We start from the raw sequence: 24,172 nt of genomic DNA, 5'->3' as shown, positions 1-24,172 counted from the left end.
GAAGCTATCATCTTACTTGCCGCTTGCTTCGAGGATCGAGGCTTCCAGAATGTCGAGCGCTTCGCCAAAGACGCTATCCTGGATAGTGATCGGGGCGAGGAAGCGGATGACGTTTCCGTGGACGCCGCAGGTCAGAAGGATCAGGCCCTTCTCGAGCGCGATCAGGCGCACCTTGTTGGCGAATTCGGCGCTCGGCAGCTTTGTTGTCCTGTCATTGAATTCGACGGCGTTCATGAAGCCGGGGCCACGAATATCGACAATCTCGGGCGCCCTCTCGCGAAGCGATTCCAGTCGCTGTTTGAGCCGGCTGCCGAGCAGATTGGCACGGTTGCAGAGGTCCTCATCCTTGATAATGTCAAGAACCGCATGAGCAGCCGCGATGCCAAGCGGATTGCCTCCATAAGTGCCGCCAAGGCCGCCAGGCCCCGGCGCATCCATGATCTCTGCGCGACCTGTGACGGCCGCGAGCGGGAAACCTCCGGCAAGGCTCTTGGCCATCGTCATCAGGTCGGGCGCGACCTCGTGGTGATCCATCGCGAACAACTTGCCGGTCCGGGCAAAACCGGTCTGGACCTCGTCGGCGATCAGGAGAATGCCGTGCTGGTCACAGAGCTCGCGCAGCGCCTTCATGAAGGAGACGGGCGCCGGGTAGAAACCGCCCTCGCCCTGGACCGGCTCGATGATGATGGCGGCAACGCGCTGCGGATCAACATCGGCGGCAAACAGCTTCTTCAGCGCGGCGAGCGACTGATCCGGCGTCACACCATGGAGTTCGACCGGGAACGGTACATGGAAAACATCTCCCGGCATCGCGCCGAAACCGACCTTGTAGGGCACGACTTTGCCTGTCAGTGCCATGCCCATGAAGGTGCGGCCGTGGAAGCCGCCGCCAAACGCGATGACGGCGGAGCGGCCGGTCGCGGCACGCGCGATCTTCACAGCATTCTCGACGGCTTCGGCACCCGTCGTGACGAAGATCGTCTTCTTCTCGAAATTGCCGGGCGTCAGCGAATTCAGGCGCTCGGCAAGATGAACGTAGTTTTCGTAAGGAACGACCTGATGGCAGGTATGGGTGAAGTGATCGAGCTGATCTTTCACGGCAGCGATCACGCGCGGGTGACGATGACCGGTGTTAAGAACGGCGATGCCGGCCGCGAAATCGATATAGCGGCGACCTTCCTTGTCCCAGATTTCGGCATTTTCGGCACGTTCGGCATAGATCTGCGTAGTCATACCAACGCCGCGCGAAATGGCAGCATTTTTCCGGTCTGTAAGAGTGGTCGCGGTCATCGGTGCGTTCCTGCGCTCTGGAATGAAATGAAAACGATCTTGCATAACTTCTGCAAGATATGTACAAAACTCCTACATTTTTCCTGCAAGAAATCAAGCGGCATTTTCCGCTTCAAACTGTGGCCGTTTTCGGCGATGGTCGGCTGAACAAAGAAGGCCGGAGACGGCCTCAAGAAGACAAACGAACCGGGAATATCTGGCTTATGAACAATGGGATGCCCGTGCGCTACAAGGTGGCGGAGGCGGCAAAATCAGCAGGCGTTTCCGCATCCACTTTGCGTCTTTGGGAAAGCCAGGGGCTTGTCGTTCCGGACCGCTCGGATACCGGACACCGGCAATACAGCGCCGAAGACGTCGCGCGCATAAAGAAGATAGCCTGGTATCGAACCGAGCGCGGGCTCAACCCAGCGGCCATTCGCGAGGCATTGGAAAGCGAGGAACCGTCGGAAAACTCGGAAACAGCAGACTCTTCTGATCTCGGACGGCGGCTGCGCAGCCTGCGCCATGGCGCAGGAAAGACGCTGGATCAGGTCGCTGGCGATATCGGAATTGCTGCCTCGACTCTGTCGACGCTCGAGCGCACGTCCCAGGGGGTGAGCTTCAAGACGCTGCACGATCTCGCCGAATATTATGGCACCACGGTTTCGCGCCTGTCTGGAGAGGAACGTAACGAGGTGCCCGCGGTCGTTCGTGCCGGCACCTGGCGCACATGGCCGGAAACGACGCCCGGTGTCACCGTTCAGCTTCTGGCGGAAGGGCGCACGATGATGGATTGCCATCGTTTCGTGCTCGCACCTGGTGCGGCAAGCGAAGGCGCCTATCGCCATGACGGCGAGGAGTTTATGCACGTGCTCTCCGGGCGGCTGGAACTGGTGCTCGATTCCGATCAGTTCTTCGACCTTGGGCCGGGCGATTCGCTTTACTTCGAAAGCCGCCGCTATCATTCCTGGCGCAACCGCCACGACGGCGAAACCATTCTCATCTGGATTAATACGCCGCCGACATTCTGAGCCTTGGCGGTATCGTCCGCGCCGGCTTTACGCTATAGGCCACAAGTGACAGTTTGAGTGAGAGACGAGATCGATGGCAGCCACTATACGTTACCACGAAGGTGATATTTCCGCGGCGGATGCTGCGCGCTACACCGGAGCCATTGCGATCGACACCGAAACGCTCGGCCTCGTGCCGCGCCGCGACCGGCTGTGCGTCGTGCAACTCTCGCCAGGCGACGGTTCGGCCGATGTAATCCGCATCGCGGCCGGTCAGAAGGACGCACCGAACCTGGTCACGATGCTGGCAGATCTTTCCCGGGAAAAAATCTTCCACTACGGCCGCTTCGACATCGCCGTTCTGTTCCACACGTTCGGCGTCACCGCCCAGCCGGTCTTCTGCACAAAGATCGCCTCGCGCCTCAGCCGCACCTATACCGATAGGCACGGGCTCAAGGACAATCTCAAGGAAATGCTTGAGATCGATATTTCCAAGGCGCAGCAGTCTTCCGACTGGGCGGCATCAACTCTGTCGCAAGCCCAGCTGGAGTACGCCGCCTCCGACGTCCTCTACTTGCATGCGTTGCGTGACAAGTTGTCTGAACGGCTGGTGCGTGACGGCCGCATGGATCACGCCAATGCCTGCTTCCAATTCCTTCCGACACGCGCCAAGCTCGACCTGCTCGGGTGGGAAGAAGCTGACATCTTCGCGCATAGCTGAGACATTTCTGGATTTTGGACAGATAAGACCGGGTGCGGCCCAGGCTCGCACCGGCCATTAGCAATTCGTTAACCGCCCCTTCGTTACATTCTTTACCAATTTTTATGCATTCGACGGCGCAATGGAGCGTCATCGCGCAGCAAGGAACTGCCGGGGAATGCGACAGGCCGGATGAGCGCGGCCTTCTGGTAACCTGCTTTCATCGCACTTTACGAAAGAAGGAGCATGACATGTTGACTCCGGTTCGTGCAGCGTCAAATGCAAGTTTATCTTCCCAGGGCCAGACGGCGGCCGTGAGCACCGACGGCCTCGTGCGCGCTGCAAGCACCGTTGCTCCCGTGCACCAGATACAAGGCGCTGATCTTAATTCCTCCGCTGCCGGCAAACTCAATATCCTGCTGCTGGCCGTGCGTGCACGCATGGTCGATGCCCTTCTTGATGTGCTCAATGCGACCAGTGAGGCGCTTTCAATCCCGCCGGAGGAAGACGAAGCCGATCTCGCGTTTGCCTCCCGCCTAGCGGCCGCCATTCAAAAGTTGCAGCCGGCAAACATCGAACAGGTAGAGCGCCAGCTTGCAATGCAAGGCCATGCAGTTCCGCTTCGCCTGCTGGCCGAGGCGCTGCGGAACCCGGCTGGACCGGAAGCGGCCCGCATAACCACCTATCTCGAAACCATTCGCTATAAGGACCGAGATCTGACGGCACGCGCCGTGGTCAGTTCCTACGGCCAGAACGATGCCTCGCCGCTGCGCCAGGAGCAGCGAACCGAAATCAGCATTCATCGGGACAATCTTGCGAGCGCGGCGCGGGCTCCGGTTGAGACGAAGCAGGAGCCTGGAGCTTTGCGGCCACAAACCGCACTCGTTGCCGCGTATCTCAACGGGGACGAAGGGCCCCTGCAACTCGTCGAACAATCTATCTCAGCCGACAAGCCGATCGCAGAATCGGCTGTCGAGGCGGCTGGCGATGAAACGTTCCCCAAGTTCGGCGAAGTCTTGCTGGAGAGCGTGGCGTCCGAGGAAAAGGTCGAGGCCGCCGTCCACGAAACCCCGCAGGCGGACATGCAAGGGGCAGCAGCCAAGGGCGATCCCATCATTCCGAAAAGTTGGGCGGCGATACCTGCATCCCTGTCGGACGACACAACGAAACTGATCGTGACAATCATTCAGGATCAGGAAACGGAAGCACTGTTCGAGGCAGCCGAACCAGATCCGGCAGTCGAAATCGACATCATCCTCGATGAGGCGATCCTCACCAATCTACCGGAGGAGGTGACTGCGCTGCCGGATCGTGCGCTGCCCGTGTCGGAAGGCATGGCACGCCAGTCGCCGCTCGTCGCGGAACAGCTGGAAGGCGAAGCAATTTTCGCGACCGCCAAGAAACATCCGGCTCCGGAAGTTGAAATACCTCTGATCGTGCAGCAGGCCATCGACGAAACCTATGTGCCGGTGCTGATGAAAATTGTCGAGGGCGTTCCTTACGCGATACAGCCTTACGAATTCTCAAAGGACGAGGCCGACGATAGCGGCGCCCGCGAGATGTACCGCGAGGATCACAATGGCGGCGAGCCGTCGGAGGAAGACGCGGAGCAGCAAGGCGAGCCGTCGAAGGAGGACAAAATACCTCTTGGGATCGACGACGAAGCCGCAGAGACCCCGGCCACCCGAGAAAGTCAGATCAAGGAGGTGACACCGCCTCACCGGCCTGCACCGCCGCTGCCTATGGCTACGAGTGTCGACGACGCCTATTCGCTCTACCGGCGCAAGGTCGACTGGGAATAGACCGCCACCCTCACACCGCCCATGGAAATGCAAAAACCCGCCGGATCGCTCCAGCGGGTTCGTAGTCCTCAAGCCTGAGGCTGGCGATTATTCACCGCCGCGATTCTTCAGAGCCGCGCCAAGAATGTCGCCGAGCGAAGCGCCGCTATCGGACGAACCGAACTGGGCGACAGCTTCCTTCTCTTCTGCGATTTCAAGAGCCTTGATGGACAGCATGATCTTGCGGTCCTTCTTGGAGAAGTTGGTGACGCGGGCGTCAACAACCTGGCCAACCGAGAAGCGTTCCGGACGCTGCTCGTCGCGATCGCGCGAAAGGTCTGCGCGGCGAATGAACGAGGTGATGTCTTCGTGATCGACGAGCTTCACTTCGATACCGCCATCGTTGACTGCGATAACTTCGCAGGAAACGACTGCATTCTTGCGCAGGTCGCCGGAAGCTGCTGCTTCGCCAACCGAGTCCTTGCCGAGCTGCTTGATGCCGAGCGAGATGCGCTCCTTTTCAACGTCTACATCGAGAACGACGGCCTTAACGACGTCACCCTTGTTGAACTCTTCGATGACCTGTTCGCCCGGACGATTCCAGTCGAGGTCGGAGAGGTGCACCATGCCGTCAACGTCGCCGTCAAGGCCGATGAAGAGGCCGAATTCGGTCTTGTTCTTGACTTCGCCTTCGACTTCAGTGCCGGCCGGATGGTTGCGAGCGAATGCTGCCCACGGATTTTCCAGCGTTTGCTTGAGGCCGAGCGAAATACGGCGCTTGGACGGATCAACTTCGAGAACGACGACTTCGACTTCCTGGCTCGTGGACAGGATCTTGCCGGGGTGTACGTTCTTCTTGGTCCAGGACATTTCCGAGATGTGGATCAGGCCTTCGATGCCCGGCTCCAGCTCGACGAATGCACCGTAGTCGGTGATGTTCGTGACGGTACCGGAAATCTTTTTGCCTTCCGGATACTTGGCCTGGATGCCGTCCCACGGATCCGACTCGAGCTGCTTCATGCCGAGCGAGATGCGGTGGGTCTCCTGATTGATGCGGATGATCTGAACCTTGACCTGCTGGCCAATGGACAGGATTTCCGACGGATGGTTCACACGGCGCCATGCCATATCGGTGACGTGCAGCAGGCCGTCGATGCCGCCGAGATCAACGAACGCACCGTAATCGGTGATGTTCTTGACGACGCCGTCAACAACCTGACCTTCTTCGAGGTTCTGAACGATTTCAGAACGCTGCTCGGCACGGGATTCTTCGAGAACCGTACGGCGCGATACGACGATGTTGCCGCGGCGCTTGTCCATCTTGAGGATTTCGAAGGGCTGCGGGTTGTGCATCAGCGGAGTGACGTCGCGGATCGGGCGGATGTCGACCTGCGAACGCGGCAGGAAGGCGATCGCGCCGTCGAGATCGACCGTAAAGCCGCCCTTGACCTGGTTGAAGATAACGCCTTCAACGCGCTCGCCAGCTTCGAACTTGGCTTCGAGCTTGATCCAGCTTTCTTCGCGGCGAGCTTTCTCGCGCGACAGAACTGCTTCGCCGAGAGCGTTTTCGATGCGCTCAACGTAAACTTCGACTTCGTCGCCGACCTTGAGCGAGCCGTCCTTGGCCTTGGCGCCGAATTCCTTGAGTAGGATGCGACCTTCGACCTTAAGGCCGACGTCGACAACGGCAGAGTCCTTCTCGATTGCCGTTACGATGCCCTTGGTGACATAGCCTTCAGCCAGGTCGTGCTTGGCAAAGGACTCTTCGAGAAGGGCCGCGAAATCTTCGCGAGAGGGAGTAGCTACTGACATGAAATCTCCTGCATATCCGAATCCGGATACGTATGCGCCGGTTTGTTCGTGTTGAACGGGCCTGAACCCAGTCCGCTTCCTGTCGGGAAGCAATCCGGCGCTTGGACGGAATTTCAGGCTTAGTCTTCGAAGGCGACCCAGGCAAAGCTTGGGCAAATCGCTCGAATTAGGTATTTCGGATCAAAGCTGCATCGATGATCGATTTCGCAGCCTGAAACGCGGCCTCTATACTCATTTCCGACGTATCAAGCAAGTGCGCGTCTTCGGCTGGTTTCAAAGGGCTGTCGGCCCGTCCCATATCGCGTTCATCGCGGCGCTTGACGTCGTCGAAAATGGCATCGAAATCGGCAACTCCTCCCTTGCCTCTTATTTCGTCGTAGCGACGCTTCGCCCGAACCTCGGGACTTGCCGTTACATAGAGCTTCACCGGCGCAGCCGGGCAGACGACGGTGCCAATGTCACGGCCGTCGAGCACCGTTCCGGGCGCCTTTTTTGAAAACCGCCGCTGAGCCTCCACCAGTGCACGCCGCACTGCAGGCATTACTGCGATCTTAGAGGCTGCCTCGCCTATCTCGTGTTTCGAGAGAATATTGCGATCGAGACCGACCAATTCAACCTGGCGGGCCATCTTTTCTGCCACCGCCTCGTCGTCGAGCGTCAGGCCAGCGTCGAGCAAGGCCTTTGCTGTGGCGCGATAGGTGAGTCCTGTATCGAGGTGATGAAATCCGTAGGTCTCCGCGATGCGGCGCGAGAGTGTACCTTTGCCGGCTGCGGCCGGTCCATCGATGGCAATCGTAAAGTGCGTGGATGTCATCTGTGCGTTCATTTCTCCGTCAGCCCGCCGTAGCGGCGGACGAGATCGACCATCTCCGCCTGCCCGGCCTCTTCGCCGAGGCCGGCAGCAACACCTTCGCGATCGGCAACCGGTCGGTTTTGGCTTACCTTCCATTTGCCCTCGATCGCGGCGATCTCGATTTCGACGCCGATGATGCCTTTCAGCTGCGCGCGGATAAAATCATCGGGCGCGTCGCCGACCGCCCAGGGCCTGTCACGTGGCCCTTCCTGCTGCGTGGTGATCGCGTTGATCTGCCGAAGCAACCAGTCCGCATCGTCGATAACGCGCGCCCTGCCCCTGACCTGCACGATCGCGTAGTTCCAAGTCGGCACGACCTTGCCGGTCTCCTGCTTTGTCAGGTACCAAGAGGGCGTAATGTAGGCATCCGCACCCTGGAAGACGGCCAGTACATCGGCGCCGCCCTCTATGTCTCGCCACTGCGGATTGGCCCTGGCGAGGTGAAGGCGCAGCGTGCCCTTCAAGGAGGAGGCGGCATCGAGATGGAAAGGAATCGAATTCGCCATCAGTCCAGAGGCACCCGCAGTGATCAGCAACCCGAGCGGATGCGCGCGGATCAAGGCATGATGGACCCTCAAGTCTTCCTCTCGAAAATGCGGCGGCTGGTACATTGTTTGGCACCCATTCCTGCAGCCGGTGAGATGCCGATCTGCTCTGCAAATGAACAATCGCCGGCTCAGTATCACAAATGGCAGCGCCGGTCATCCGCCGCGCACTAGCCACGCGTGCAATTTGGCTTTGACATGCAGTGCTGCAACGATTATGGGGACCGGCTTATAAATTCCGAATAGAACGCCGGCTTTCACGGCATTTGCCGAATCTTGATTCGGCCATTCTCACGAGGCTTACAGTGGCGAAAGCTGAACTTGGAACCAAGCGTACCGATCCGGAAACCGGCAAGAAGTTCTACGACCTGAACCGGGATCCGATTGTTTCTCCTTATACAGGCAAGTCCTATCCCCTATCCTTCTTCGAGGAAACTTCTGCTGCGGCAGCTGCTGAAGCCCAGGATGAAGAGGAAGTGGCGGAAGTCGATACCGAAAACACGGAAGTCGAAATGGTTTCGCTCGAGGACGCCGATGAAGGCGCATCCGGCGACGACATTCCTGACATGGGCGACGACGACGTCGAAATCGAAGGCGACGACGACGACACCTTCCTGGAAGCCGACGAAGATGACGATGACGACGACATGAGCGACATCATCGGCGTGACCGGCGACGAAGACGAAGTCTGATCGGATTAAGTATCGGCCCGGACGAGAAAATTTCGCCGGGCCGTTTTTTTGGCTTGCTATCTCCAAAAACCGGAAGTAATAAGCCGCCACTCCGCGAGGCAAGCCTTCGCGAAGCATCCCAGGACCGGCTCGCCGGACCGCCTTGATGGGGCTATAGCTCAGCTGGGAGAGCGCTTGCATGGCATGCAAGAGGTCAGCGGTTCGATCCCGCTTAGCTCCACCAAATCCTCGACGTATCCTGCCTATCCGGATTTGCGATATTGACCGCCCTAAGGATCAACTGAAGAAAAGTTGGCCGCGGCGCCTTGCGGGCGATGCTTTGCCAAATTTTTAGCAACGGCGATTATGGTTTCCATATCGGCCTGTTCGGCGGACTGGAGCCTTGGTTTAATGACACGAGAAAGACGGCGGCGGATCATCCATACGCGCAGAACGGCAACGGGCCTGACGCTTGCGGGCGCGATCTCCTTTCTGGCTGGTATGACGGATGCGACGGGCCTCACGCTGACAGGGGACTTCGTGTCGTTCATGACGGGGAACACGACGCGTGCTGCCCTTTCACTCGGACATGAGGATCTGCGCCATGCAGCCGTTCTGCTCTCCGCGATCATGGTCTTCGTGCTCGGCAATGCCGCCGGTATCGTGATCGCGCATTTCGCCGACAGGCGCACCTTCACCGTGCTTTCATGCGTCAGTATCGCGCTTGCAACCGCCTCGCTCATGATCGGCCAGAGCCTGGAAATGCCGCGCTTCTATCTCATCGTCGCTTCCATGGGAATGGTGAACGCGGCAGTTGAGCAGATCGAGGGGCTCCCGATCGGACTGACCTATGTGACCGGAGCGCTCTCGCGTTTCGGACGAGGTCTCGGACGCTGGATTATCGGCGACAAGCAAATGGACTGGACCATCCAGATCGTGCCTTGGGTCGGCATGCTGGCCGGGGCTATCGTTGGGGCGCTGCTGACCCAGATCGCCGGGGCAGCGGCACTATGGCTGATCGCCGTTTTTGCGATGTTGATAGCGCTCGCGACCCTCTTGATTCCGAAACGCACGCAGCGCCGGTTCAACGCTGTGCCGCGTTCGCCAGTGCGTACGAGGTCACGGTCGCAATAAAAACCCGCCGAATCAGATAGAGAACCCTCGCAAACCGCTGAAGGAACGCATCCTTGTTTCTCTTTTCAAAGCTCGTCTGGGTGTTCGGGCAACCTTTGTCCCTTGCTTTTCTCTTCGTCCTGCTTGCTGTGCTGGCCGGCCTTGTCCGCTGGCGCGCGACAAGCCTTGCTTCCTCCACGATTGCAGGCCTCATCTTGTTCGCCACGCTCTACACGACCCTCGGCAACTTCCTTCTTGAGGGTCTCGAGGATCGGTTCTTGAAACCACAGGATCCGGCAGACCTGCAGTGCATGATCGTGCTCGGCGGCGCTTTCGAGAACGAAGTGAATACCGCCCGCCACGGCGTCGAGCTCAATGCCGGCGCTGACCGCTTAGTCGAAGCGCTGCGTCTGGCACAGAAATATCCGCTGGCGCGAATTCTGATTTCGGGGGGCGATGGATCGATCTCCGGAATCTATGAGGGCGACGCTGTGATTTCGGCGCGCTTCTTCCCGATGTTCGGTATCGGCCAGGAACGCCTTCTCGAGGAGACGACGTCACGAACGACGTTCGAAAACGCCATGAACACCAAGGAGCTTTTGGCGAGCCAGGGCCTTTCGAACTGCCTGTTGATTACCTCGGGCTATCATATGCCGCGTTCGGTCGGCATCTTCCGCAAGCTTGGTATCGACGTCGTGCCTTGGCCGACAGACTATCGCACCGAGGGGCAGGAAAGCCTTGGCCTCGATTTCACGCAGCCAAACCGAAACTCCCAGAACCTCGCAACAGCGATCCGCGAGTGGTTTGGGCTTGTCGGCTACTATCTTGCCGGCCGCACATCGGAGCTTTATCCCGGCTGAACGCCCTATTTCTTGGAGATCGTCACGAACTTGGTGCCGCGCACACGGGCGGTAACAATACAGGGTTCCTTCGTCTTATCGGCATCCGGGCGATCACAAAAGCGCGGGTGCATTTTCATCGCCAGCACCATGTTGCCGAAGCGTTTCACGAAATCGTAGCCATAGATCTGGGCGGTCGCGATCATGAAGTAGCCGCCCTCGGCAACCTGCAGATAGAAATTGTAGGTGCAGCCGTCGTCATTGCACTGCGGGCCCTTCTCGCCGTCGCAAGTCAGCTCGCCCTCGTTGACGACAGCGTCCACCAGGCCGTCGTTGTTGATGTCCTGGCGGATAACGAATCCATCTGAAAAGTTGGCCTTGCTGCACTGTTCCTGAAAGTGCTTCTTCTCGTAAATCTCAGGGTCCGAGATAAGCGACTGCTGGCCAAAAGCCGCTACCGGGGTGACGAGCAGCACGGCAATGTTCAAAGCGATCAGGAGCGATTTCACGAAGGGCTTCTCTTTTGGTCGGATAAGACTCTGTTAGCGACACAGTTTGCTTGATCCGCCTTGCGCGGCCCTTGCCGCCGTGATTCATTTCCGAGAGATACACGTAGGTTCTGGAGGACCGCATGCCGCTATTCGTCTACGTGGATTACGCCGGCGTTGCGCTTTTTGCGGCAACAGGCGCGCTCGCGGCTTCGCGCAAGCAGCTCGACCTGATCGGCTTTCTCTTCTTTGCGATCGTCACCGGAACCGGTGGTGGCACGGTGCGTGACATTATTCTTGGACGCGTGCCGGTATTCTGGGTTCTGAACCCGACCTATGTCGTCGTTTGCTGCGCCGTCGGCGTCCTGGTGTTCTTTACCGCTCACCTTGTCGAGTCGCGTTATCGCTTGCTGATCTGGCTGGATGCAGTCGGGCTTTCCGCCTATTGCGTGATGGGCGCAGCGAAGGGCCTTGCCGCTACCGGCTCACCAACGATTGGCATCGTCACCGGGACATTGACAGCGACCTTCGGCGGCATTCTCCGCGATCTCTTGGCCAATGAGCCGTCCGTTTTGTTGCGGCCGGAAATCTACATCACCGCGGCATTGGTCGGCGGCAGCATCTTTACAGCTGCGAATGCGCTCGATCTGCCGCTCTATGCAGCCTCTGGAGTCGGTGTTGTAGCGGCATTCCTGGTGCGCGGCGGTGCGCTGTACTTCGGCTGGACGTTTCCGACGTACAAGGCCAAGCCCGGCCGGCACCCTGACGATGTGATGTGAAATCAGCGCCGTTTGGCGCGCAGGCGGATCACCACGTCGACATGCGCGATTTCAAGACCTTCCGGCGGCTCCGGTAGGTTGCCGATGGTCAGATTGCTGACCGGAATATCGAGCACATCATTTTCGCCCTCGATGAAGAAGTGGTGATGGTCGGAGACGTTGGTGTCGAAATATGTCTTGGCGCTTTCGACGGCGAGAACGCGGATCATGCCGGCCTCGGTGAACTGGTGGAGCGTATTGTAGACGGTCGCCAGTGACACCGGCACGCCCGCCTGCACGGCCTCCTCATGGAGTTCTTCAACCGTCAAATGCCGATCGCCTTTGGCAAAGAGCAGGTCACCAAGTGCAACGCGCTGACGCGTCGGACGCAGGCCGGCATGTCTCAGCCGTGCCTCAATGGTTAGCGGGGCCTTTGCCACCATTCGACAAACTCCGGTTAATCTAGCGTCAAGCAATCAGGTTTCATTAGCCATATAACTTTTGCAGAAAAGCGTTTCAATAGTTTCAATTGGGACAAAGAGTGCGAAAGCGCCGCAAAATCGGGCTTTTGGCGCAATTAGTACTGGTCCCGGGCTTGGCCTTCCTGTATGCGACCACCAAATAAGGCGCGCAGCCGGTCCTCCGAAGGTGGGTGAAGCTCAGTCATGCTTATGCTTCATTTTCTGCTGAACTTGGACTAAACGTTCACATCCATCGGCACAGTTGCGGGGGAATTAGAGTTTTCATGGCGACGAAACAATCCAGCTTCAACTACGAGGAAATTCTGGCCTGCGGCCGCGGCGAACTGTTCGGCCCGGGCAATGCGCAGCTTCCCCTCCCGCCGATGTTGATGGTTCATCGCATTACTGACATTTCCGAAACCGGCGGCGCCTTCGACAAGGGTTACATCCGCGCCGAGTACGACGTGAAGCCGGACGACTGGTATTTTCCCTGCCACTTCGCCGGCAATCCCATCATGCCCGGCTGCCTCGGCCTTGACGGCATGTGGCAGTTGACCGGCTTTTTCCTCGGCTGGCTTGGTGAGCCCGGCCGTGGCATGGCGCTTTCAACAGGTGAAGTTAAGTTCAAGGGCATGATCCGCCCGACGACGAAGTTGCTCGAGTACGGTATCGATTTCAAGCGCGTCATGCGCGGTCGCCTGGTTCTCGGCACCGCCGATGGCTGGCTGAAGGCCGACGGCGAAACCATCTATCAGGCCACCGACCTGCGCGTCGGCCTGTCCAAGGACAAAGAAGCCTGATTGCGCCGGGCATACCTGCCCGGTTTCCAAGTTAGAAAAAACGAAAAGGTCGAAACACATGAGACGGGTAGTTGTCACGGGTCTGGGCGTTGTTTCCTCGATCGGCAATGATGCCGCCGAGGTCACTGCCTCGCTGCGCGATGCCAAATCCGGCATTTCCTTCTCCAACGATTTTGCTGAGCACGGCTTCAAATGCCAGGTATGGGGTCGCCCCACGCTAGATCCGACCGATCTGGTCGATCGCCGCGCCATGCGCTTCCTGAGCCAAGGCGGCGCCTGGAACCATGTCGCCATGAAGCAGGCGATCGCGGATTCCGGTCTGGAAGAAAGTGACATCAGCAACAACGAGCGCACCGGCATCATCATGGGCTCTGGCGGTCCGTCGACGCGCACGCTGATCGAAGCGGCTGACATCACCATCAAGAACAACAGCCCGAAGCGCATCGGCCCGTTTGCCGTCCCGAAGGCCATGTCCTCGACGGCATCCGCAACGCTCGCTACCTGGTTTAAGATCCACGGCGTCAACTATTCGATCTCGTCTGCCTGCTCGACCTCGGCACACTGCATCGGCAATGCCGCGGAAATGATCCAGTGGGGCAAGCAGGACGTGATGTTCGCCGGCGGGCACGAAGACCTCGACTGGACGATGTCGAACCTCTTCGATGCCATGGGCGCCATGTCGTCCAAATACAACGACACGCCGGCAACTGCTTCCCGTGCCTATGACGTCAGCCGCGACGGCTTTGTCATTGCGGGCGGCGCAGGCGTCCTCGTGCTGGAAGAACTGGAGCGTGCCAAGGCGCGTGGGGCAAAGATCTACGCCGAGATCGTCGGCTACGGCGCGACCTCCGATGGTTACGACATGGTCGCTCCGTCGGGTGAAGGTGCGATCCGCTGTATGCGTCAGGCGCTCGCCACCGTTAAGGGCAATGTCGACTATATCAACACGCATGGCACATCGACCCCTGTTGGCGACAGCAAGGAAATCGGCGCGATCCGCGAGGTGTTCGGCGACAAGGTCCCGCACATCCAATCGACGAAGTCCCTGACTGGTCACTCGCTGGGCGCGGCCGGCGTGCAAGAATCGATCTACTCCCTGCTGATGATGCAGGCCGGCTTCATCGGCGAGAGCGCCCATATTACCGAACTCGACCCGGAATTCGACGGCGTTCCGGTCGTTCGCAAGCGCATCGACGATGCCAAAATCGACATCGCCCTCTCCAACTCCTTCGGCTTTGGCGGTACGAACGCCACGCTCGTCTTCCAGCGCTATAACGGATAACAACATGACGCGAATCATGCAGGGTAAGCGCGGCCTCATCATGGGGGTCGCAAACAACCACTCGATCGCTTGGGGGATTTCGAAAGCACTCGCGGCACAGGGCGCGGAACTCGCGTTCACCTATCAGGGTGATGCGCTTGGAAAGCGTGTCAAGCCGCTGGCCGCCGAAGTCGGATCCGAATTCGTTCTGCCTTGCGACGTCGAGGACATCGCCTCCGTCGATGCCACGTTTGATGCCATAAAGGAGCGCTGGGGCAGCCTCGATTTCATCGTTCATGCCATCGGTTTCTCTGACAAGAACGAGCTGAAGGGACTTTACGCGGACACGACGCGCGACAATTTCAGCCGCACGATGGTGATCTCCTGTTTCTCCTTCACCGAGATCGCCAAGCGCTGCGCGCCGCTGATGAACGCAGGCGGGTCGATGCTGACGCTGACCTATAACGGCTCGACGCGCGTCATCCCGAACTACAACGTTATGGGTGTTGCCAAGGCCGCTCTTGAGGCGTCTGTGCGCTATCTGGCGGCCGACTACGGCCCGAATGGCATTCGCGTCAACGCGATCTCGGCAGGTCCGATCCGGACACTCGCTGGCGCCGGCATTTCCGACGCACGCGCGATCCTTTCGTGGAACCAGCGCAATTCGCCGCTGCGCAAGACTGTAACGATCGATCAGGTTGGCAATTCCGCGCTTTACCTGCTGTCCGACCTTTCCGCTGGTGTGACCGGCGAAATCCATTTCGTCGATGCCGGCTTCAACATAACCTCAATGCCGACGCTCGACGCGCTTCGCAGGGCAGACGTGGAATAAAGGCAGAAAGCCGGGCGAACGGGCCCGGCTTTTTCTTCGAGATGCTTGCGTCCTAGGGATGCGTGACCTGCCGCAGGATGGCCCCAGAATCCCTGGCGCCCCAGCGAGTCGCAATCTTTCCGCTCTCTATCACGAACCATTCCATCGCTGTGACTTCGTAGCTTTTGCCGGTCGGGTCATGCCCCACGAGACCTCGAAAGAAACCGGAATAGCGCCCGCTCTCCCGATAGCGAACCACGACGTTCCTTCCCTCGGCGGCGATATCGAGGATCTCAAGGTTTATGTTCATACCCTCGTGAAGCTCGCGCCAGATAGGCTCTACGTCATCGAGACCTCCATATCCCAGAACACCGTAGATCCGCGCATCAGCTGCAAACAGCTGGCGCAGTGCCGCCATGTCGAAGCGATTGAATGCCTCGACATAGGCCCTCACGAGCATCTTATTGGCTTCCGTGGCCATGTCTCTCCCCCTTTTGCCTCTCCATCTGCAGCAAGTCTAGCAGATCCACCAAGGCTGCCTGTGTGGCAGCTTACTTCTTCGCCCAAAGCACCTTGAAGCGTGCATTGCGGCAAGTCTCGCCGCTTTCCTTAAAGTTCGCAGCGAGTACCGGTTCATAAGGCAGACCGCGATTGGCAACCAGCAGCAGGCGACCACCGCCACGCAGCACCGACGCCGCTGTCTTGATCATCGCCTGGCCAAGTGACGGCTCTGCCGCGTGGCCCTCATGAAAGGGTGGGTTCATGATGACGAGGTCGTACCTGTCCTTGACCGGTTCGCCAACCAGATCGTGCCAAAAGTAGCGCGCCGGCACATCAGGGCAGTTCTCCGCCAAGTTGGCCTTGGCGGCCTCCAAAGCGGAGTGGTTGGCTTCGTAAAGGTCAAGCCGGCTGACGCCAGGAGACCGCTCCGCGAGTTCGACGGAGAGATAGCCCCAGCCAGCGCCGAAATCGGCGACATCGCCGGTGAAATCCGCAGGCAGACGCGAGGCGAGCAGCTCCGAGCCGTCATCGATACGCTCGTGTGAGAACATGCCAGCTGCGGCCAGAAAGCGGCCATCGACGCGCACGGGCGGCTTGGCGAACTTGCTGACAATCTCGCTGACATCTGCCGGACGGGCGAACCACAGCGCAACGCCATGATACTTCGGCATATGCTCGATCTTTATGCCGAAGCCCTCGATGCGCTTGCGAAGCGACTGGATGCCGTCCTCTTTGCCACCGGCGATCACGATCAGGCCACCAACCTTCACGCGCTGAAGCGCGGCAGCGATGTTGGCCTCGTTCTCGCCCTTGTGTTTGTTGCAAAGGACCAGTGCGGCATCGTAGTCCTCGCCTTCGATCTCAGGCGTGGTTTCGATGCGCTGGGAGAGAAGCTGCCTGAACAGCGACCGAAAGCCCTGTACGGCGTTCAGCGAGGCGGCAAAGCCCTCTGGCACAGCAAAGCCTGCCTCAGCACCCAGAAAGAGCACACGCTCGCCCTCGCCAGGCGCTTCGACGGTACCACTGGCAAAGGGATGGAACAGGGTCTTCAGGGTTTCGCGGCTCATGATTTCTTCTCCCCTTCGGATGCAAAAAGGGCGCGGGAAAACTCCCACGCCCTCGAACGTTTTGAAAGGCGCGGCTTACTCAGCCGCTTCTTCCTTCTTCTTGTCGGACTTTTCGGCAGCCGGGAGTTCCTGGCCCGTTGCCTGGTCGACAACCTTCATCGACAGTCGGACCTTGCCGCGCTCATCGAAGCCGAGGAGCTTGACCCAAACCTTCTGGCCTTCCTTGACGACGTCCTGCGTCTTCGCAACACGTTCGGAAGCGAGCTGCGAGATGTGGACGAGGCCGTCGCGGGCGCCGAAGAAGTTGACGAAGGCGCCGAAGTCGGCGGTCTTGACGACCGTGCCTTCGTAGATCTGGCCAACTTCCGGCTCAGCAACGATCGAGTGGATCCACTTGCGGGCCGCTTCGATTTCCTTGCCGGACGAAGAGGCGATCTTGACCGTGCCGTCGTCTTCGATGTTGATCTTCGCGCCGGTCTTTTCAACGATTTCGCGGATGACCTTTCCGCCGGATCCGATGACTTCTCGAATCTTGTCGACCGGAATGTTCATGACTTCGATGCGCGGTGCGAACTCGCCGAGCTGGCCACGGCTTTCGGTGATTGCCTTGGCCATTTCGCCGAGAATATGGGCGCGGCCGCCCTTGGCCTGGCTGAGCGCGACCTTCATGATCTCTTCGGTGATGCCGGCGATCTTGATGTCCATCTGCAGCGAGGTGATGCCGTCAGCGGTACCGGCAACCTTGAAGTCCATGTCGCCCAGGTGGTCTTCGTCACCGAGGATGTCGGAGAGAACGGCGAAACGGTCGCCTTCGAGGATCAGGCCCATGGCGATACCTGCAACCGGCTTGGCAAGCGGAACGCCTGCATCCATCAGCGCCAGAGAGGTACCGCAAACGGTTGCCATCGAGGACGAGCCGTTCGACTCGGTGATTTCCGACACAACGCGCAGCGTGTAGGGGAATTGCTCGGCCGACGGCAGCATCGGGTGGATAGCGCGCCATGCGAGCTTACCGTGACCGATTTCGCGGCGGCCCGGAGAACCCATGCGGCCGGTTTCGCCTACAGAGTAGGGCGGGAAGTTGTAGTGGAGCAGGAAACGCTCCTTGTACATGCCAGTCAGCGAATCGACGTACTGCTCGTCTTCGCCAGTGCCGAGCGTGGCAACCACGATCGCCTGCGTTTCACCGCGGGTGAAGAGCGCCGAACCGTGAGTGCGCGGCAGCAAGCCGACTTCAGAAACGATCGGACGAACGGTTTCGAGGTCGCGGCCGTCGATACGGCTCTTGGTATCGAGGATGTTCCAGCGAACGATCTTCGCCTGCAGGTGCTTGAAGATCGCGCCGACTTCTTCGGCCGTGTATTTGGCTTCGCCTTCTTCCGGCAGGAAATGGGCCTTGACCTTCGCCTTGACGGCGTCGACAGCAGCGTAACGCTCAGCCTTCTGCGTGTTCTTGTAGGCGGTGCGAAGCTCGGCTTCGAAGTGCTTCAGCATTTCGCTTTCGAGTTCGGAGTAATCTTCCGGCTGGAAATCGCGCGGTTCCTTGGCGGCCACTTCGGCGAGCTTGATGATCGCATCCAGAACCGGCTGGAAGCCACGGTGGCCAAACATGACGGCGCCGAGCATGACTTCCTCGTTGAGTTCCTTGGCTTCGGATTCAACCATCAGGACGGCATCATGCGTACCAGCAACGACGAGATCGAGGCTCGACTCGTCCATCTCGTCGAGATGCGGGTTGAGGACGTATTCGCCGTTGATGTAGCCGACGCGTGCGCCGCCGACCGGGCCCATGAAGGGGACGCCGGAGAGCGTCAGTGCAGCCGATGTCGCGACCATCGACAGGATGTCCGGATCGTTCTCGAGGTCATGCTGGATGACAGTGACGACCACCTGCGTGTCGTTCTTGTAGCCTTCCGGGAAGAGCGGGCGGATCGGGCGGTCGATCAGGCGGGAAACGAGGGTTTCGTTTTCGCTCGGGCGGCCTTCGCGCTTGAAATAGCCGCCGGGGATCTTGCCGGCTGCGTAGGTCTTTTCCTGGTAGTTGACGGTAAGCGGGAAGAAGTCCTGGCCCGGCTTCGGCGCCTTGGCGGAAACGACGGTTGCGAGAACCACGGTTTCACCGTAGGTCGCGAGAACGGCGCCATCAGCCTGGCGGGCGATCTTACCGGTTTCGAGCTTCAGCGGGCGACCTGCCCACTCGATTTCCACACTATGAGTATCGAACATATGTCTTGTCCTTCAATGCGGGAACATGCACCTCGCCTTCAAAGGCACGGCGCACGGTCAACCGCAATCGGTGTGACGCATCATGGGCAAGACAACGGGAGGCTTTGCATCGGCGGCCCTTCTAAAGAGACCGGGCCAAAGCTTGTTAAGCTCTGGCCAAAAGCATCCGGCAATCCTGCCCCATGACAGGTCAACGGTTGGTTTGGCAGAACCGGCCCATCCGGGTCTGCCGGGCAATCCGCCACACGTGGCGGGATGGGGAAGTCTCCCCGAAACAATCCGGCGGGCGTCCGAGAGAGGAGCGCCCGCCGAGAAGTCTTAGCGGCGGATACCCAGGCTGCCGATCAGCTTGGTGTAGCGGCCTTCGTCCTTCTTCTTGAGGTAGTCAAGAAGCGAGCGGCGGCTCGAAACCATCGTCAGCAGGCCACGGCGGGAATGGTTATCCTTCTTGTGGCCCTTGAAGTGTTCCGTGAGGTTATTGATACGCTCGGTCAGGATGGCAACCTGAACTTCCGGAGAACCTGTGTCGCCTTCGAACGTTGCATATTCCTTAATGAGAGCCGTCTTGCGCTCAGCAGTAATCGACATCGTATGTTCCTTTCTATGAGAGGAGATTAGGTCGCCAAAAGCCGGGATGTCGTCCAGCTTAGGCCGCGAATGCATCCGGGCAGAGCCCGATTGCTGGCGCTGCGTATAAACCAAATGCGCTGCGATGGAAAGAGGCATGCCGCAGATGGCGGATTCGTCACCTTGCCGGCATTGGCGGGAAGGCTGGTAACGTCGCCCACCGCTCCGCAGAGCAAACGTTGCCGGCGATCAAAGCCGCCGAGAAGAACATCATAATGCCGGCTGCAAGTCTGTGCATGACTGTCTCCCTGTTCTGAAGGACCGACGGCCTAGTTCAAGGAAACATATCCGAACGGCAAACCTTGACAATTGCCATCTGTGGTTATGCACGCTTGCGATTTGATCAAACCGGAGGTTTATCAATCTCAACCGAAAACACGCTTCGGGCGGAACTCTCCCTGGCCGATCTCACCAATTGCGATCAGCTTGCCGCGAGACGTGGCGTAGGCTTCGCTTTCGGCCACCGGCGCATCGCGACCACGCACAAGGATCGGGTTACCCATCTTCAGCCTGTGTGCCTGATCGTCATTGACGACGAGATGCGGCAGCGAGGAGAGTGCTTCGCTTGTGTCGATCAAGAGAGCATCCAGCGCCGCTAGCCGCTCGTCCGCGTCTTCGATCGCCTCGAGCGCGACCAGATCAGCAAGCGGTATCATAGTTTCCTCGGCAAAAGGCGCAACAAAGCTGCGGCGCAGCCCCGAGATGTGGCCATAGCAGCCGAGTTCTCTGCCAAAGTCGCGCGCCAACGCGCGGACATAGGTACCCTTGCCGCATTCAACTTCGAAATGCGCCGTATCCGCATCCTGACAGGACAACAAAGTCAGGCGAAAGATCTCGACGTCGCGGGAGGGGATCTCCACCGCCTCTCCGTCGCGCGCCAAATCATAGGCGCGCTCGCCCGATATCTTGATGGCTGAAAACTGCGGCGGTACCTGGCTGATGACTCCGGTGTATTTCGGCAGAAGATCGCGAATCTGCTGTTCGCTCGGACGCTCGTCGGAGCTCTGCGTCACATCGCCTTCGAGATCGTCGGTTGCGCGCTCTTCGCCCCAGGTTACGGTGAATTCGTAGATCTTGCGACCGTCCATCACATAAGGAACCGTCTTCGTCGCATCACCGAGCGCGATCGGCAGCATGCCTGACGCAAGCGGATCAAGCGTGCCGGCGTGACCGCACTTCTGCGCCTTGAACAGCCACTTGATCTTGGAAACGGCTTCGGTGGAGCCGAAGTCGACCGGCTTATCAAGGATCAGCCAGCCCGAGATCGGGCGGCCCTTCGGTTTACGTGGTTTGGACATCAGTCTCTTCTTACTATTCTTCTTCGGTATCGCCGTGGTCGAGATCGCGCCTCACCTCGGGCGAGCGCAGCAATTCGTCAATCTTCTTATAATTGTCGAAGCTCGTATCGTCGCGAAAGCGGATATCCGGCATGTATTTCATCTGCCGAAGCTGCGGGCCAAGACGGCCACGGATGTATTTCGCGTTGCGGTTCAGCGCAGCGATCACTGCATCATGATCCGTCACACCGAGCGGCGTCACGTAGGCTGTCGCGATCTTCAGATCGGGCGACATGCGGACTTCGGAGATTGAAATGACGGTCTTCTCGATCACGTCATCGCGCACCTCGCCGCGCTGCAGAACCTGCGTGATCGCGGCGCGAACCTGCTCGCCAACGCGCAGCATACGCTGCGAAGGTGCGGAGGTTGTTGGTCTTGTTGCCATTTTTCTTTGCCTCAAAAGGTTCGGGCGCCGGCCTCAGTTGATCCGGCGCCCGTCCAAATTTCCAATTTTCACGCGATCAGAGCGTACGCGTGATGTGCTCGACGCGGAAGCATTCGATCGTGTCGCCGGCGCGAATGTCCTCGTAGTTCTCGAAAGCCATACCGCATTCCTGGCCGGAATGCACTTCCGAGACTTCGTCCTTGAAGCGCTTGAGCGTCTTGAGCTTTCCTTCGTGGATGACGACGTGGTCGCGGACGAGACGAACGCCGACACCACGCTCGACCTTGCCTTCGGTAACACGGCAGCCCGCGACCTTGCCGACCTTCGTGATGTTGAACACCTCGAGGATCTCGGCATTGCCGAGGAAGGTTTCGCGACGCTCCGGCGAGAGCAGGCCCGACATCGCCGCCTTCACGTCATCCACCAGGTCGTAGATGATGTTGTAGTAGCGGATTTCGATGCCCTGGCGTTCCGCCAGCGTACGAGCCTGGGCGTTTGCGCGGACATTGAAGCCGATGATCGCAGCACCCGATGCCTCGGCAAGCGAGATATCCGATTCCGTGACGCCACCGACAGCCGAATGAACGATGCGGGCGCGAACTTCGTCGGTACCGAGCTTTTCGAGCGCGCCTGCGATCGCTTCGATCGATCCCTGCACGTCGCCCTTGATGACAAGCGGGAACTCCTTGACGCCTGCGGAGTGCAGCTGCGTCATCATCTGTTCCAGCGAGCCGCGTTGGCCCGAATGGCGAGCAGCAGCCTTGTCGCGGGCAAGACGCTGGCGATATTCCGAGATCTCGCGGGCACGGCCTTCGTTTTCGACGACGGCAAACTTGTCACCTGCCTGCGGCGTGCCAGAAAGGCCGAGCACCTCGACCGGCATGGCCGGCGGGGCTTCCTTGACGTGTTCGCTCTTGTCATTGACGAGCGCGCGAACACGCCCCCAGACATCGCCTGCGACGATGATCTGGCCGGGCTTCAGCGTACCGTTCTGGACGAGGACCGTGGCGACGGAGCCGCGGCCGCGGTCGAGCTGGGCTTCGATGACCGTACCTTCCGCCGTGCGGTTCGGGTTAGCCTTGAGGTCCAGGATTTCGGCCTGCAGCAGGATGGCTTCCAGCAGTTTGTCGAGGTTCTTGCCGGTCTTGGCGGAAACTTCGACGTCAAGAACTTCACCGCCCATCGATTCCACGAAGACTTCGTGCTGCAGGAGCTGCGTGCGCACCTTCTGCGGATCGGCGGTCGGCTTGTCGACCTTGTTGATGGCCACGATGATCGGAACACCGGCCGCCTTGGCGTGATTGATCGATTCGATGGTCTGCGGCATGACGCTGTCGTCAGCTGCAACAACCAGAATCGCAATGTCGGTCGCCTGCGCACCGCGCGCACGCATCGCCGTGAAGGCGGCGTGGCCGGGGGTGTCGATAAAGGTGATCTTCTGACCGTTCTGCTCGACCTGATAGGCGCCGATATGCTGCGTAATACCACCGGCTTCACCAGCAACCACATTGGCATGACGGATGGCATCGAGCAGCGAGGTCTTGCCGTGGTCAACGTGGCCCATGATGGTCACAACAGGCGGACGCGAAACGCGATCGCCCTCGTCGTCGGCAACGTTGAAGATGCCGAGCTCGACGTCGGATTCAGAAACGCGCTTGACGGTGTGGCCAAATTCGCCGGCGATGAGCTCAGCGAGGTCGGCGTCGATGACGTCGCCCGGCTTCATCATCTGACCTTCCTTCATCAGGTACTTGATAACGTCGACTGCGCGTTCGGACATGCGCTGTGACAGCTCCTGGATGGTAATGGTCTCCGGCAAAACGACTTCTCGCGAAATCTTCTCGCGGGTTTCCTGCATCTGGCTGCGGCGGAACTTCTCCTGACGGCGGCGCATTGCTGAGAGCGAACGGCCGCGTGCACTGTCTTCATCCTCGCTTGCGGTCGTGATCGTAAGCTTTCCACGGCGACGATCCTCCTCACCCTTCGGACGAGTCGTCACCGGCTTTGCGGGCTCGGGACGAACGACACGACCACGAACCGGCGCGCCGCCACGGGGCGCAGAGCGATCATCGTCGTCGGAGTCGCGGCGACCGCGTCCAACCGGAGCAACTGCGCCAGGTGCCGGGCGCGCCACGGCTGGAGATGGCGCAACATCCGGACGGCGCGCGACGGGTGCAGGCGTCTGAACGCGCGGCGCCTCAGTGCTTTGTTCGGCAGCAGCAGGTGCTGCTACGGCAGCCGGAGCAGCGGCGGCTTCAGCGGCCCGAGCAGCAGCTTCTTCCGCAGCGCGGCGTTCGGCTTCCTCAGCCTCAGCGGCCTGTCGTATGGCTTCTTCTGCGGCGCGGCGCTTTTCTTCCTCGGCGCGGCGGACCGCATCCTCGGCATCGCGAACCTGTGCCATGGCGAGCGCGCGGCGGCGTGCATCCATCTCTTCAGGCGACAGATGGTTCAGGACCACCGGACGAGGGCGATCCTGCTGACGCGGAGGCTGAGATGAAGGCTGTTGCGGACGCGACTGGTGGCCGCCCGTCGGCTGGATGCGCGGCTGTGGCGCCTGCGGTGCCCGCGGCTGGTGTACACTCGGGGCCGCATCGGTACGAACCGGAGCGCTGGAGCCCGCGGGGGTGATCGGGCGCTCGTCCTCTGGACGCATCGGACGCCGCTTCCGGGTCTCGACAACGACCGCCTTGGTGCGGCCGCGGCCCATATCCTGGCGCACGGTGCCCTGGCTCATTCCCGACGGCTTCAGGGTCAAAGTCTTCTTGCCCGGTCCGTTCAGTGTCTTGTCGTCATTGCTATCGGTCATTCGTTCCCGTTCCTTCGGACAGGGAGCGATGACGTCATCAGACCCTGTCGT

Annotated in this window: 23 protein-coding genes and 1 tRNA gene; 11 read left to right on the top strand and 13 right to left on the bottom strand. The window is 59.7% G+C overall.

The window, feature by feature from the left end:
- Positions 1-12: 12 nt before the first annotated feature.
- On the bottom strand, positions 13-1,290 hold the full coding sequence (locus BN77_RS04690; protein ID WP_007528990.1) for a 4-aminobutyrate--2-oxoglutarate transaminase: 1,278 nt from the start codon (positions 1,288-1,290) through the stop codon (positions 13-15).
- A 203-nt stretch (positions 1,291-1,493) separates the two neighbouring features.
- Between BN77_RS04690 and BN77_RS04685 the strand changes: the two genes are divergently transcribed.
- The 3 genes from BN77_RS04685 to BN77_RS04675 all read left to right on the top strand — a co-directional run bounded on the left by BN77_RS04685 (position 1,494) and on the right by BN77_RS04675 (position 4,781).
- Positions 1,494-2,300, top strand: a complete 807-nt coding sequence (locus BN77_RS04685; RefSeq protein WP_007528989.1) for a MerR family transcriptional regulator — start codon at positions 1,494-1,496, stop codon at positions 2,298-2,300.
- Positions 2,301-2,373: 73 nt separating this feature from the next.
- Positions 2,374-3,000, top strand: a complete 627-nt coding sequence (locus BN77_RS04680; RefSeq protein WP_007528988.1) for a ribonuclease D — start codon at positions 2,374-2,376, stop codon at positions 2,998-3,000.
- A gap of 230 nt (positions 3,001-3,230) precedes the next feature.
- Positions 3,231-4,781, top strand: a complete 1,551-nt coding sequence (locus tag BN77_RS04675) for a hypothetical protein (RefSeq protein WP_007528987.1) — start codon at positions 3,231-3,233, stop codon at positions 4,779-4,781.
- 87 nt (positions 4,782-4,868) lie between these two features.
- On the opposite strand, the gene rpsA is transcribed toward BN77_RS04675, so the two are convergent.
- The 3 genes from rpsA to BN77_RS04660 all read right to left on the bottom strand — a co-directional run bounded on the left by rpsA (position 4,869) and on the right by BN77_RS04660 (position 8,036).
- Positions 4,869-6,572: a 30S ribosomal protein S1 gene (gene rpsA / locus BN77_RS04670; RefSeq protein WP_007528986.1), complete on the bottom strand. Its 1,704-nt coding sequence runs from the start codon at positions 6,570-6,572 to the stop codon at positions 4,869-4,871.
- Positions 6,573-6,738: 166 nt separating this feature from the next.
- Positions 6,739-7,386, bottom strand: coding sequence for a (d)CMP kinase (gene cmk, locus BN77_RS04665; RefSeq protein WP_040677564.1), 648 nt, complete (start codon positions 7,384-7,386; stop codon positions 6,739-6,741).
- 8 nt (positions 7,387-7,394) lie between these two features.
- Positions 7,395-8,036 (bottom strand): FMN-binding negative transcriptional regulator, encoded by a 642-nt coding sequence (locus tag BN77_RS04660; protein WP_007528984.1) that lies wholly within the window; start codon positions 8,034-8,036, stop codon positions 7,395-7,397.
- Positions 8,037-8,275: 239 nt separating this feature from the next.
- Here BN77_RS04660 and BN77_RS04655 point away from each other — a divergent pair, with 239 nt between their 5' ends.
- The 4 genes from BN77_RS04655 (at position 8,276) to BN77_RS04640 (ending at position 10,614) form a co-directional block, all read left to right on the top strand.
- Entirely contained in the window at positions 8,276-8,662 is a 387-nt protein-coding gene (locus BN77_RS04655; RefSeq protein WP_007528983.1) for a TIGR02300 family protein, read from the top strand.
- Positions 8,663-8,809: 147 nt separating this feature from the next.
- Positions 8,810-8,885, top strand: a tRNA-Ala gene (locus tag BN77_RS04650).
- Positions 8,886-9,052: 167 nt separating this feature from the next.
- Positions 9,053-9,775, top strand: coding sequence for a YoaK family protein (locus tag BN77_RS04645; protein WP_007528982.1), 723 nt, complete (start codon positions 9,053-9,055; stop codon positions 9,773-9,775).
- A 53-nt stretch (positions 9,776-9,828) separates the two neighbouring features.
- Complete coding sequence (locus BN77_RS04640) at positions 9,829-10,614, top strand: YdcF family protein (RefSeq protein ID WP_007528981.1); 786 nt, start codon at positions 9,829-9,831, stop codon at positions 10,612-10,614.
- Positions 10,615-10,619: 5 nt separating this feature from the next.
- Here the strand turns inward: BN77_RS04640 and BN77_RS04635 are convergent, their stop codons facing one another.
- Positions 10,620-11,102, bottom strand: coding sequence for a hypothetical protein (locus BN77_RS04635; protein ID WP_007528980.1), 483 nt, complete (start codon positions 11,100-11,102; stop codon positions 10,620-10,622).
- Positions 11,103-11,224: 122 nt separating this feature from the next.
- On the opposite strand from BN77_RS04635, the gene BN77_RS04630 reads away from it, so the two are divergent.
- Entirely contained in the window at positions 11,225-11,860 is a 636-nt protein-coding gene (locus BN77_RS04630; RefSeq protein ID WP_007528977.1) for a trimeric intracellular cation channel family protein, read from the top strand.
- 2 nt (positions 11,861-11,862) lie between these two features.
- Here the strand turns inward: BN77_RS04630 and irrA are convergent, their stop codons facing one another.
- Positions 11,863-12,282, bottom strand: coding sequence for an iron response transcriptional regulator IrrA (gene irrA, locus BN77_RS04625; RefSeq protein ID WP_007528975.1), 420 nt, complete (start codon positions 12,280-12,282; stop codon positions 11,863-11,865).
- A gap of 302 nt (positions 12,283-12,584) precedes the next feature.
- Between irrA and fabA the strand changes: the two genes are divergently transcribed.
- Genes fabA through fabI form a run of 3 tightly spaced genes read left to right on the top strand, consistent with a single transcriptional unit; the run spans position 12,585 to position 15,193 of the window.
- Positions 12,585-13,100 (top strand): 3-hydroxyacyl-[acyl-carrier-protein] dehydratase FabA, encoded by a 516-nt coding sequence (gene fabA, locus BN77_RS04620; RefSeq protein ID WP_007528973.1) that lies wholly within the window; start codon positions 12,585-12,587, stop codon positions 13,098-13,100.
- A 58-nt stretch (positions 13,101-13,158) separates the two neighbouring features.
- Positions 13,159-14,382: a beta-ketoacyl-ACP synthase I gene (gene fabB / locus BN77_RS04615; protein ID WP_007528971.1), complete on the top strand. Its 1,224-nt coding sequence runs from the start codon at positions 13,159-13,161 to the stop codon at positions 14,380-14,382.
- Between the two features lie 4 nt (positions 14,383-14,386).
- Positions 14,387-15,193: an enoyl-ACP reductase FabI gene (fabI, locus tag BN77_RS04610; protein WP_007528969.1), complete on the top strand. Its 807-nt coding sequence runs from the start codon at positions 14,387-14,389 to the stop codon at positions 15,191-15,193.
- A gap of 52 nt (positions 15,194-15,245) precedes the next feature.
- On the opposite strand, the gene BN77_RS04605 is transcribed toward fabI, so the two are convergent.
- The 7 genes from BN77_RS04605 to infB form a co-directional block, all read right to left on the bottom strand.
- Positions 15,246-15,653, bottom strand: coding sequence for an ester cyclase (locus BN77_RS04605; protein ID WP_007528967.1), 408 nt, complete (start codon positions 15,651-15,653; stop codon positions 15,246-15,248).
- A gap of 70 nt (positions 15,654-15,723) precedes the next feature.
- Complete coding sequence (locus BN77_RS04600; protein WP_007528966.1) at positions 15,724-16,740, bottom strand: class I SAM-dependent methyltransferase; 1,017 nt, start codon at positions 16,738-16,740, stop codon at positions 15,724-15,726.
- A gap of 75 nt (positions 16,741-16,815) precedes the next feature.
- Positions 16,816-18,966 (bottom strand): polyribonucleotide nucleotidyltransferase, encoded by a 2,151-nt coding sequence (gene pnp, locus BN77_RS04595; protein ID WP_007528964.1) that lies wholly within the window; start codon positions 18,964-18,966, stop codon positions 16,816-16,818.
- Between the two features lie 318 nt (positions 18,967-19,284).
- Complete coding sequence (gene rpsO / locus BN77_RS04590; RefSeq protein WP_007528962.1) at positions 19,285-19,554, bottom strand: 30S ribosomal protein S15; 270 nt, start codon at positions 19,552-19,554, stop codon at positions 19,285-19,287.
- A 404-nt stretch (positions 19,555-19,958) separates the two neighbouring features.
- Positions 19,959-20,891: a tRNA pseudouridine(55) synthase TruB gene (gene truB / locus BN77_RS04585; RefSeq protein WP_007528957.1), complete on the bottom strand. Its 933-nt coding sequence runs from the start codon at positions 20,889-20,891 to the stop codon at positions 19,959-19,961.
- A gap of 13 nt (positions 20,892-20,904) precedes the next feature.
- On the bottom strand, positions 20,905-21,315 hold the full coding sequence (rbfA, locus tag BN77_RS04580; RefSeq protein WP_040676736.1) for a 30S ribosome-binding factor RbfA: 411 nt from the start codon (positions 21,313-21,315) through the stop codon (positions 20,905-20,907).
- 76 nt (positions 21,316-21,391) lie between these two features.
- Entirely contained in the window at positions 21,392-24,121 is a 2,730-nt protein-coding gene (gene infB, locus BN77_RS04575) for a translation initiation factor IF-2 (RefSeq protein ID WP_007528952.1), read from the bottom strand.
- Positions 24,122-24,172: the final 51 nt, after the last annotated feature.

This window comes from Rhizobium mesoamericanum STM3625 (assembly GCF_000312665.1).
GTDB lineage: Bacteria > Pseudomonadota > Alphaproteobacteria > Rhizobiales > Rhizobiaceae > Rhizobium > Rhizobium mesoamericanum.
Note: the sequence above shows the minus strand (reverse complement) of the source record. Positions and strands in the feature narration are given on the sequence as shown.